The following is a 10,847-nucleotide window of genomic DNA, read 5'->3' as shown; positions in this document are numbered from 1 at the left end:
CGAAGCGGGCCAGGAGATCCGGCCGGTCCTCGATAGTCTGGAGCGTGGCGTAATAGGGATGTGCATAGAGCCGGACACCGGCATCCCAAAGCCGCAGGTCGACCCGGTCGGCTCCAAGGATCTTGAGTGCCGCGGTATTGGTCAGCCAGCCCGCCATGACGTCGACCTCGCCCGTGACCAGCGGCGCCATGTCCGATCCGGTCGTCATCAAGGTGACATCCCGCAGATCTATGGCATTCTTGGCGAGGAAGACGCGAACGAGGATCAGGCTGGTCGGCGACACGCCGATCCGCTTGCCCAGGAGGTCGCGCGCCGAGCGCACGGGGGCTCGCTTCCGTGAAAAGAAGCAGAAGGGGTGCTGCTGCGCGCCGACCGCGAAGCATTTGAGCGGTACGTTCTGGGAAACCGCCACCATCAGCGAGGGAGTGGACGAGAGTTGCCCCACCTCCGCCCGCCCGGCCGTCACCAGGGAAAGACCGTCGATATTCGGTCCGCCCTGAACGATGTTCAACTCGACGCCTTCCTGTTCGTAGAAGCCCATCCGCTTGGCGCAGACTTCGCCCGCCTGGTTGTTGGAGTTGAGCCAGCCGATCTGGAAGTTGATCCGGGCATGACTTTCGGCATGGGCGCCGGCGGAGAGGAACGCAGCAGCCGGTGCCGCCGCAAAGGCAAGCGAACCAGCCGCACACGCCCCGATGAACTCGCGCCGTGCAGGAAGTATGGGCGAAAGACTTTTTGGTCGCATGCTTCGAGGCCCTTCGACCGGAAAAGTGGCAGGCATTCAAGAAGAACGTGCTTCAGCTTGTGTCCGGACCGCCGAAGCCGGCCGCTTCGTCATCTACGGCTAGCGCACTGAAGTATGATTTTTAAACCTATAATAGAAAGTCTATTACTAGCATCACGCATAAAAGTAAGAGGTCCAAAAAACTCTCTGAATGATAGATTTACATGCCCGTTCGTTATCAATCAACAGATTTGAAGGGCACTCCCTATGTTTTATCCCAAAAAAATATCCACACCAATAGACGAGAGCATCTTAGAAGGTGTAATGAAAACTTCAAAATGTCAACAACGTACCCGCTTATCTCTAATATGGCGTTATGAAAGCTTGAAATATACATGAAATACTTTTGCCATTTCTAAATAATTAATCAACAGTAGAACTAGTAAGATCCTGAAATCAGATTTCAGAATTGAAACAATCTCGCAGCATACCTTGAATCTTTCCACTCGGACAGGAGCTATGATGATTTCCGCACCTAGGGTCGTATGCCCGATACGGGAATCAGAAAAACCTCAATTACGAAATAGAAATAAAAACTTAATTGAATGGGGGAAGTTTTCAAGATAGCGTCCTCCTATTGCATTGGCAGGCAAATGCATACAGGCGCATATGTCGATCATTACTGGGTTTAGGCGCCAGTCGACCAGTTACGCCGGTATATCATAAACAGATTCTGATAATCGATGAGGCAGCCATGCGACGCTTTAGGGCCTTAGGGGCGACATTTGTCTTCGGGTCATTATGTGCTTTTGTCACGGCCGGTTTCCCGGGCTCATCGAGCGCAGCCGATCAGGCGATCGTGCTCAGCCCGGTTCTACCCGCCACCGTCGCCGTACCGCAGCCGAATCCCGACCTGGGGCAACTCCAGACCGATTTCGACGTTTTCTCCTGGCAGACTTTCGTCGCTCTCAACTGGCCGGCCGATCAGAACGGCAACGCCGACACCGCCGTCACGATCGGACAGCAGGGCGCCGCGGCTCCCGGCGTGTGGGAAACCTGGAAGGAATCGACCGAAGTCTTCAAGGATGACGGGACGCCCCCGACGCCCTGGGGCGACCCCAGCCGGGATATCCCGGAGGCCTGCAGGAAGCTGGCGGCTTCCGACGGAAACAAGCTCCTGCCGCACGTCGCCAAGAAGCCCGACGTGCTGTTCTCTTCGACCCAGCCGTTCCTGTCCGGTCCGCTGATCGACCAGAACGGCCAGTTCGCCCGGTTCGAGATATCGCTCAACAAGTCGATGTTCGACTACATCGTCAACAACGAACTTTACAATACGCAGGGGCAGCAGCGGTTCGCCGACCAGGGCAAGAAGGTCTCGTTCGCCTGCACGGCCAACGGGACCCCGGATACCGGCGCCGTCATGGTCAAGGCCGCTTGGAAGATCCTGGGACAGGGCGACGACACCGCGGGTTTCTATACGCGCAAAGCCCTGGTCTGGACGCCGGCCCTGGCCGACCCGGCCGATCCGGCCAAGCCGGTAACCCCCGCCACCTGCATGATTTCCAATGTCGGCATGATCGGCCTGCACATCGCGACCAAGGTCAAGAACACGTCGCAATGGGTATGGTCCACGTTCGAGCACAAGGGCAACGTGCCCGACCTCGACGGTCTCCCGGCCAAGCAGCCCTACAGCTTCTACAATCAGGACTGCAAGGGCTGCACGCCGGTCAACCAGCCGCCGCCGCGCCCCTGGGACCCCAACAAGCCGGGCCAGCCGACCCAGATCGCCCGGGCGACCCCGATCGACCCGTCGACGACGGCGCTGAACAAGTCCTGGCAGGCGGCGCTTGCGGCCGTCAGCCCGACCTCGCCCTGGCAGAACTACGAGCTCGTCGGCACGCAATGGCCGACGCTCGTTTCCAAGGACTGCAACACCCCGGCGGCCGGCGCCAGCCCGCTCGGCAATCCGGCCCCGCAGTTCCTCGCCAACACCACGCTGGAAAGTTACATCCAGGGCAACACGCCGAACGTGTCGTCGAGCTGCATCGGCTGCCACAAGAACGCCGCCGCGATGACCGGCAACTTCTCCGACTTCACCTACATGCTGTCGATGGCGAAACCGCTCGCAACGCCGGCTCCCGCACCCGCCAAGCCCTGATTTCCCGCCGCGGAGTCCAGTCCCATGGATGATAAACAGTCGAAAACGGCCTTCATCGGCCTGTCGCAGGCTTTGACCGGCATAGCCGGCAGCCTGCTGGTGCCCCAGTTCGACAGCATGAGTATCCTTCAGACGATCTATGACGGGTTCGTCAACAATGCCGGCCCTTATGCCGCCCAGGTGATCCTGGAGCGCTTCGTATCGCTCCGGGATCAGGGGTCGAGCGACGACGAGATCGCCGGCCGCATCCTCGCCGACGCCGACAACGGCCCGGTCGCCGCGTCGCTGACCAAGCTGTGGCTGCTCGGGAACTGGTATCCTCTCGGCAGCCAGTCGAACCCCGTCGTGATCTCCAGCAACGCGTATGTCCAGGGATGGGCCTGGAAGATCGGACAGGCCCATCCGATGGGTTACTCGGAACTGGAGCCCGGCTCCTGGGCCGAACCGCCCCCGCCGCTCGGCGATTACATCACGCCGGCGTCCCAGTCCTGACAGGAGCAGCTTCCATGCAGCCCACCAGCAGCACCGCCGCTCCCGGTACGGACGGCATAGTCTACGACGTCGTCATCGTCGGCGCCGGCGTGTCCGGCGGGATCGTCGCCAGCGAACTCGCCGCCAGGAACCTCAACGTCCTGATCCTCGAAGCCGGCCAGCCGATCCCCGCCAGCCGGCAGGACTACATGGAGCGGTTCTTCACCTCTCCCGCCAAGCTGCCTGAAGCGCCGTATCCGCCCAATCCGATCAACACGGACCCGTCGGAATTCAACGTCGGCCGCGCCACCACCAACGACCTCGCCAATGTCCGGGACCAGAGCAAGAGCTATCTGGTCCAGAACCTCGGCGACAGCCAGACGCCGTTCACCAGCACCTACGAGCGGGTCGGCGGCGGCACGTTGTGGCACTGGCTGGGGACATCGCTCCGGCTGCTGCCCGGCGATTTCAAGCTGAAGTCGAAGTTCGGCCATGGCCGCGACTGGCCGATCCCCTACGACAGCATGGCTCCGCTCTACGCCAGGGCGGAGACGGAAATGGGCGTCGCCTGTACCGTCGAAACCCAGCAATACATGGATGGCCTGTATCCGCCCGGCTATCAGTATCCGATGCCGAGCATCAAGCAGTCCTACCTCGACAAGACTCTCCAGCAATCGCTTGCCGGCGTCCGGATCTATGGCGAGCCGATGAATCTGGCGCCGACCCCGGCGGCCCGCAACTCGAGACCGTATCAGGGCCGCAGGGTCTGCGCCGGCAATACCAACTGCATTCCGATCTGCCCGATCGAGGCGAAGTACGACGCCACGGTCACGATCAACAAGGCGCTGACCACCGGCAAGGTCACCATCCTCTACCGGACCGTCGCCTCGCGCATCAACGTCGACCCGCTGGACGGCAAGATCAGCGGAATCGACTACATCACCTGGACGGACCCGCGAGGCGGCGCCTCGGGCCATGGGACGGCGGCCGGCAAGTTCTATGTCCTCGCCGCCCACGCGATCGAAACGCCCCGGCTGCTCCTGATGTCGGCCGACGACCGGATGCCCAACGGCGTCGCCAATAGCAGCGGACAGGTCGGACGCAACCTGATGGACCATCCGCTCTACCTGAGCTGGGCGCTGATGCCGGAGGACAAGCCGATCTACCCGATGCGCGGGCCGATCTCGACCTCCGGGATCGAGACGCTGCGGACACCACGCACCGGCGGAAATGGGCGGCATTCCGGATGGAGATCGGCAACGAAGGCTGGAACTTCCCGATCAACGATCCGTACCAGACGCCGCAGGACTACATCGACGGCACCAACGTCTCGCAGCTCAATCCCAAGCTCGAGAAGCTCCACGGAACCGCCTTGGTCGAACGGCTCAACAAGCTCTTCATCCGCCAGTTCCGGATCGCCAACCTGGTGGAGGAGGAAGCCAACCCGAGCAGCCGCGTGTCGCTGTCCTGGGGCTACCAGGACCGCCTCGGCCTTCCCCGGCCGCTGATCGACTACCGGCTCAGCGACTACACCCGGAAAGGATTCAAGAAGGCGCGCAAGGTCAATTCGGCGATCTACAAGGCAGTCGGCGCCACGGAGTACACCGTCACGAACACCGAGGACCCGACCTACTTCGAGGTGGACGGCGAGGGCTTCAACTACTTCGGCGCCGGACACATCATGGGAACGACGGTGATGGGTTTCTCGCGGGCCGACTCCGTGGTCGATTCGGACCAGCGGTGCTGGGACCACGACAACCTCTACATCGTCGGCAGCAGCACCTTCCCGGCGACGGGAACGGCCAACCCGACGCTGACCATCGCCGCCCTGTCGTTCAAGACCGCCGACATCCTGGGCAAGCGCCTGTCCAAATGATCCGGGCAGGGTACAAAGAACCGGCATAGAAAAAGGCCGCTCGGGAAAGTCCCGAGCGGCTCGAGTTTTTACAGGGAGGAAACGCTGTCCAGAGGACATCGTGGAATGGACTATAATACGAAGATGGTTAACAAAGTGTGAGCCGCCTCACAGGCCCTGAAAAAATTTGCCGGACCTGCGCAATTCCTACGGGGAACTATGAGCTCGCCCTAGAACGGGGTATCGATACCGGTCGAATACTCCCTATTTGCGGCGAGATCCCGGCTCCGCACCGGCCGGCGTCAAAACTCCTCCAGGCGCTTCGGACTGCTCTTCAGCAGGTTGTCCAGCATGCCGACGATTTCCTCGATCTCGATCCGGGTCGCTTCCAGGGCATCGGCGGTCTTGTCGTCGATGCCGGCTTCGAAGATCATCATGTCGAAGTAACCGTTGACGACACCGAAGGCGGCCATCTCGTCGGAAAGGATATCCCAGGCGCCCAGCGAATGGGTGAGCGTCAGCGGCGGGTTGGAGAAGAACCCGTGGCTGAGATGCGTGAATGCCGACAGCGCCTTCAACTTGGCCCGGATGACCCATTGATTGAAGCCCTTCGGCAAGCTCTCCTCGACCTTGGGGTATCGTTCTTCGATGCTGAAGATCAGGCTCTGGATGCCACGGTAGTTTTCACGGACTTTCTTATAATGAAGGAAAGTCTCGATGACCTTGGAAGAGGACTGGCGCTGGAGGGCGGTGATATCGTCGGCAAGCGTGCGCGACATTCCGATGACGATCTGTACGTCGCGACGGGTCGATGTAGAGAAGGATGTCGTCACGTTATGCCGCCGCCTCAGTTGCTGGTTAAGAATTTAGCATACCCGGCACCTGATCGGAACAGCGTGGTACCGCTTTCGGAAGACGCCCGATAATCCGATATCGGGGGTTTCCGGGCAATTAAGACGAAAGATCTGTTTTCGCCTGAACCGGTCTTGTCGAGTAACAAGAGGAGCGAAGGATGGCCAGCGACGACAGCCTGATGGTGGATGGGCTGACCAAGGGGATCCCGCCCGGAACCCAGCCGATACCGTTGCACGGCATCGGCGGCATGGGCTGGAACGTCCTGCGGGAAGACATGACGATGCCGCTTGCAGTCCTCAAGCAGTCCGCACTCGACCATAACGGCCGGTGGATGGCGCGTTTCCTCAATGCCACCGGGACCTTGCTGGCTCCCCACGGCAAGACCACGATGAGCCCGGCCCTGTTCGACCGCCAATTGGCGGACGGCGCCTGGGGCATCACCCTTGCCACCGTCCAGCAGGTGCGGGTCGCCAGGGCCGGCGGCATCGGCCGCATCGTTCTCGCCAACCAGCTCGTCGGCCGTCAGGCCATCGGCTATATCGCCGCCGAACTGGCGCGTGATCCCGGCTTCGATTTCGATTGTCTTGTCGACTCGGTCGACGGCGTCCGCCAGCTCGCCGACCGCCTGCGCACCGATCCGCCCGGCCGGCCGCTTCAGGTGATGGTGGAGGTCGGGGCGATGGGCGGCCGCACCGGCTGCCGGACCGAGGATGCCGCACTCGCCGTCGCCCGTGCCGTCAAGCAGGCCGAACCGCTGCTGACGCTGCGCGGCGTCGAGGGCTACGAGGGCATGGTCAGGGGAGACGGGGGAGGAGAGGGCGACAGGGACGACGCCATCCGCGTCTTCCTCGACCGCATGGTCGGCGTCGCCGCGTCCTGCCTCTGCGAAGACCTGTTCGCCGCCGGACCCGTCATCCTCAGCGCCGGCGGCTCAGCCTTCTACGACATGGTCGCCGGGCGGCTCGGCAGTGCCGGTCTCCCGCGCGAAACCCTGGTCGTGCTTCGCTCCGGCTGCTATCTGACCCATGACAGCAAGTCCTACGAGACGATGTTCCAGCAGATCCGGACCCGCATGCCGGAGGTCGACGGCTTCGGGCCGGGACCCTTGGCGGCGCTGGAGGTCTGGGCCTATGTGCAGAGCCGGCCCCAGGCCGACAAGGCGATTCTGACCGTCGGCAAGCGCGACATCTCCTACGACGTCGATCTTCCCGTGCCGACGCTCTGGTTCCGGCCCGGCCTGCACGATGCACCCGCCGCCATGCCGCCCGGGACGGTGGTGGTGGAGCTCAACGATCAGCACGCCCATCTTTCGGTGCCGCCTGAAGCGGACCTGAAGGTCGGCGACATGGTCGCCTTCGGCATTTCCCATCCCTGCACGACCTTCGACAAATGGCAGGTCCTGTTCCTGGTAGACGATCGGTACGACATCGTCTCGGCCGTCAAGACATGGTTCTGACGCTTCAGTTTCGCGATTGCCAAAGCTATGCCCAACGTCTTATGGTGCGAGCTATTGCAAATAGCTCGCATTCGCGAGTAACACTGAAACGGTGGGGACAATGGCTGGTTCGAAGGTGAAGATCTGGGTAGGGCTGGGTGCCTATGTACTCGCCAGCGGCGCGGGGACCGCATTGGCGCAGGCTTCCGACGCCGACTATTCGCTCCATGGCAAGCATGGTGTCCAGATGGCCCAGGCGGCCACCCATGGCGGCCACGGGGGCGAGGGCGGAGAAGGCGGCGAGGGTGGCGAAGGCGGCGAGGGCGGTGAATCCCAGGCGCTGGCCGGCCTCAGCAAGGAGCAGGCTTACCTCGCGAACATCTCGATGATCCGCGGCCATCTGAATGTCGGCAACGAACTCTATGCCGCCGGCAAGACCAACGACGCTCTGCCGCACTTCCTTCATCCGGTGGAGGAACTGTATGGCGAGCTGAAGGAGGTCATGGACGAAAAGAAGGTCCCGGCCTTCAAGTCCGATCTCGACAAGCTTTCGGGCATGGTCAAGCGCAAGGTGCCGGCCCAGCAGGTCCAGGAGCAGACCGAGGTCGTGCTGACCCGCCTGACCGAAGCCACCTCCGTCATCCCCGCCAGCACCCTGTCCGATCCGGCTTTCGCCCTGCCGGTCGTCGTCGGCGTGCTGCGCACCGTCACCGACGAGTACACCGAAGCCTTCGAGGGCGACACCATCGCCAACCCGGTCGAGTATCAGGACAGCCTCGGCTTCGCCCGCGTCGCCAACGCGATGGTCGAGCTGATGACTCCGGCCCTGACGGCCAAGGACGCGGACGCCGCCAATCAGCTGCGCGAGCAGATGAACACGCTGCTGACCACTTGGCCGGCGGTGACCCCGGCAAAGAAGGCAGTCCGGTCGGCATCCGAGGTTTCGGCCCTGGTATCCCGGATCGAGTTCGCCACTGCCCAGCTCCGCTGACCTCCGTCCAACTCGAACTATCCGACCTGACCTAAACTGACCTGACCCGACCAGGACGGCCGGCCGGTGGAGAAAACCTGATGATCCTTTGCATCGCCCAGGTGCTGCCGGCCGATCTTCTGGCTGACCTGACACGCTATCTCGCCGACGCCAAATTCGTCGACGGCAACAGGACCGCCGGCTGGCACGCCCGGCTGGTCAAGGCGAACGAGCAGCTTTCCCCGTCGGACGCTCTCCACGCCGACCTGATCCGCCGCATCAACGCCGCGATCGAGGAGCATCCGCTGTTCCAGATCGCGGCGCGGCCCAAGGCGGTCCGGCCGGTCATGATCAGCCGCTACACGGCGGGGATGCAGTACGGCACCCATGTCGACGACGCCGTCATGGGCGGGATCAGGACCGACATCTCCTTCACCCTGTTCCTGGCGGACCCGTCCTCCTACGACGGCGGTGAACTGGTGATGGAGGGGACCGGCGGCGAGCAGTCCTACAAGCTCGACGCCGGTTCGATGATCCTTTATCCCTCCGGCGCCCTTCATCGGGTCGAACCCGTCACCGCCGGCGCCCGGCTGGCGGCGGTCGGCTGGGCGCAGAGCATGGTGCGCGACGCCGGCAAGCGGGAGATCCTGTTCGACCTCGATACCGCAAGACGCTCCCTGTTCCAGCGCGAGGGGAAGACGGCGGAGTTCGATCTGATCTCCAAGAGCACCGCCAACCTGATGCGGCTCTGGGCGGAAACCTGACCGGCTCAGCGGGCTAGGTGGCCATAGGCCGGTTCGGTCGCGATCCTCGGGTCCTCGACGGCGGTGCCGACGGTGAAGTGGTAAAGGCTCTGCCATGTCAAGGCCTTGCCGTCGATGCCGAGGGTTTCATGGACGGCATCGTCGAAGAAGCAGCCGATGCCGGTCCCCGAGACCCCGGCCGCCGTCGCCTCCAGATACAGTACCTGACCGATCAGCCCCGCCTCCCAGAACAGGCGGCGGTAGGCCCAGTGGCCTTCCTCCTCCAGGGTGCGGGCGAAGTCCGCCACCATGCCGAGACTGAAGGCGCCCTTGCCGGCGATAGCTTGAAGGCAGCTCAGCTGCGACGCCTTCCGCTCCTGGTCTCCCAGGCTCAGGCGGAACAGCGGCAGCGGACAGTCCTGCACCGTTTCCCACGCGAACCCGGCGGAGCAGGCCGCCCGCAGGCGTGATTCGGAACCGGGGTCACGGATCAGGGCGTAGAGCCCCCGTTCGAGCCCCTCGACCCGGTGGACGAAGACGAACAGCGCCAGCCGCGCCGGCCAGGGGAAAGCACTCCACGGCACCACGCCGGCATCCGGCAGCGTCGCCGCCAGCATCCGGTAGAACGCTCCCAGCTCCAGGACTTGCCGCCCATCCATCCGCATCACGCTGCGCCGGGCGCGAATCACCTCGGCGGTCGGCCTGCCGGAGGCGGGCAGGGCAGGCGCCTGCACAATCGGCCGTGCGGAAGGGTCCATCCCCGGCGGCTTTGCGGTCACCTTCAGCGCCAGATCGATGACCGGCCAGGGTTCATGGTCCTCGCTGACGGAGTTCGCCTCGCCATGCCAGACCCCGGCAGGACGCTCCGGAAGGGTCACGCCGGGCGATCTACCGACACCCGTATCGACCACCGCCATCAGGTCCGGATGCTCCCGCTCATACGGGTGGCTGGCATCCGCCCGGTCCAGCCCCAGCCAGGCCGCGATTTTTTCGTCTCCCGGCCCCGCCAGCACGTCGAACCGCCAGCCGAGGCAGGCGGCGGCATAGCTGAGCGATCCGACCGCATGGCCGACATCGTGCTGGACGTACCGGAACGCCCGCTCGCCATATTTCCAGGACTCCCGCCACACGATCGAACCGATCCCGACCAGGAAGCAGCCCTCCGGCAGGTCCGGTTTCGTCCGGTAGACGCAACGCTCCTCCAGTGCGTGTTCCGCCAAGGCATAGTGCCAGAGCGCCGCGCCGGCGCCGATCCCCTCCAGCCCCGGCAGGACCAGATAGGCTTCGGTCGGGTGCAGGTTGCCGCTCGACGGGTTGTTGCGGACTGCCCAGCGGGCGCCGTCGACCGCCTTCCAGGCGCTCAGCCCAAGCGCCAGTTCCAGGAACAGCCCCAGCGTTCCGGCATAAAGCGGCTGTGCCGGCGCGCTGCCCAGGCGGTCGAATCCCGGCGTCGGCCTGTCATAGCCGAGCGGCAACGCAACCAGCCGAGCGCCGGCGAAACGGCGGAACGGGTTGGGCTGGGACTCCCAGTCTAGAAACGCCGGGCCAAGGGCGTAGCGGTTCGGCGCGTGCTTGGTGCGCTGGTGATATCCCGCCAGATCATGCGGCAAGCTGTCGTCCGGCCATTCCATGGAAG

The 10,847-nt window shown here is 63.4% G+C and carries 10 protein-coding genes; 7 read left to right on the top strand and 3 right to left on the bottom strand.

Features of this window, described 5'->3' with window-relative positions; all coding sequences use genetic code 11:
- The coding region (locus AC5JJ6_RS20720; protein WP_496043873.1) for an ABC transporter substrate-binding protein at positions 1–745 on the bottom strand (745 nt) is incomplete at its 3' end.
- 838 nt (positions 746–1,583) lie between these two features.
- Between AC5JJ6_RS20720 and AC5JJ6_RS20715 the strand changes: the two genes are divergently transcribed.
- From AC5JJ6_RS20715 to AC5JJ6_RS20700, 4 genes are read left to right on the top strand one after another with little or no spacing between them, the layout of a single operon-like run.
- Positions 1,584–2,882 carry a hypothetical protein gene (locus AC5JJ6_RS20715; RefSeq protein WP_496043872.1) on the top strand — a complete coding sequence of 433 codons (1,299 nt, stop codon included), beginning with the start codon at positions 1,584–1,586 and terminating at the stop codon, positions 2,880–2,882.
- A gap of 24 nt (positions 2,883–2,906) precedes the next feature.
- On the top strand, positions 2,907–3,374 hold the full coding sequence (locus tag AC5JJ6_RS20710) for a hypothetical protein (protein WP_496043871.1): 468 nt from the start codon (positions 2,907–2,909) through the stop codon (positions 3,372–3,374).
- A gap of 14 nt (positions 3,375–3,388) precedes the next feature.
- The gene (locus AC5JJ6_RS20705; RefSeq protein ID WP_496043870.1) at positions 3,389–4,861 is read left to right on the top strand and encodes a GMC family oxidoreductase N-terminal domain-containing protein; all 1,473 of its coding nucleotides are present in this window, start codon (positions 3,389–3,391) and stop codon (positions 4,859–4,861) included.
- Positions 4,810–5,229 (top strand): GMC oxidoreductase, encoded by a 420-nt coding sequence (locus AC5JJ6_RS20700; protein ID WP_496043869.1) that lies wholly within the window; start codon positions 4,810–4,812, stop codon positions 5,227–5,229. The genes AC5JJ6_RS20705 and AC5JJ6_RS20700 overlap by 52 nt, the downstream gene beginning before the upstream one ends.
- A gap of 281 nt (positions 5,230–5,510) precedes the next feature.
- On the opposite strand, the gene AC5JJ6_RS20695 is transcribed toward AC5JJ6_RS20700, so the two are convergent.
- A complete protein-coding gene (locus tag AC5JJ6_RS20695) occupies positions 5,511–6,041 on the bottom strand; it encodes a hypothetical protein (protein ID WP_496043868.1) in 531 nt (176 codons plus the stop codon).
- A gap of 179 nt (positions 6,042–6,220) precedes the next feature.
- Here AC5JJ6_RS20695 and AC5JJ6_RS20690 point away from each other — a divergent pair, with 179 nt between their 5' ends.
- The 3 genes from AC5JJ6_RS20690 to AC5JJ6_RS20680 all read left to right on the top strand — a co-directional run bounded on the left by AC5JJ6_RS20690 (position 6,221) and on the right by AC5JJ6_RS20680 (position 9,232).
- Complete coding sequence (locus AC5JJ6_RS20690) at positions 6,221–7,519, top strand: amino acid deaminase (protein WP_496043867.1); 1,299 nt, start codon at positions 6,221–6,223, stop codon at positions 7,517–7,519.
- 100 nt (positions 7,520–7,619) lie between these two features.
- Positions 7,620–8,489: a 4-helix bundle domain-containing protein gene (locus AC5JJ6_RS20685; RefSeq protein ID WP_496043866.1), complete on the top strand. Its 870-nt coding sequence runs from the start codon at positions 7,620–7,622 to the stop codon at positions 8,487–8,489.
- A gap of 80 nt (positions 8,490–8,569) precedes the next feature.
- On the top strand, positions 8,570–9,232 hold the full coding sequence (locus AC5JJ6_RS20680; RefSeq protein ID WP_496043865.1) for a Fe2+-dependent dioxygenase: 663 nt from the start codon (positions 8,570–8,572) through the stop codon (positions 9,230–9,232).
- A gap of 5 nt (positions 9,233–9,237) precedes the next feature.
- Here the strand turns inward: AC5JJ6_RS20680 and AC5JJ6_RS20675 are convergent.
- Positions 9,238–10,847: SagB/ThcOx family dehydrogenase (locus AC5JJ6_RS20675; RefSeq protein ID WP_496043864.1), on the bottom strand; the 1,610-nt coding region annotated here is incomplete at its 5' end.

The sequence above is a fragment of the Skermanella sp. genome, from assembly GCF_059503625.1.
This window is presented reverse-complemented; position numbering and strand designations above follow the sequence as displayed.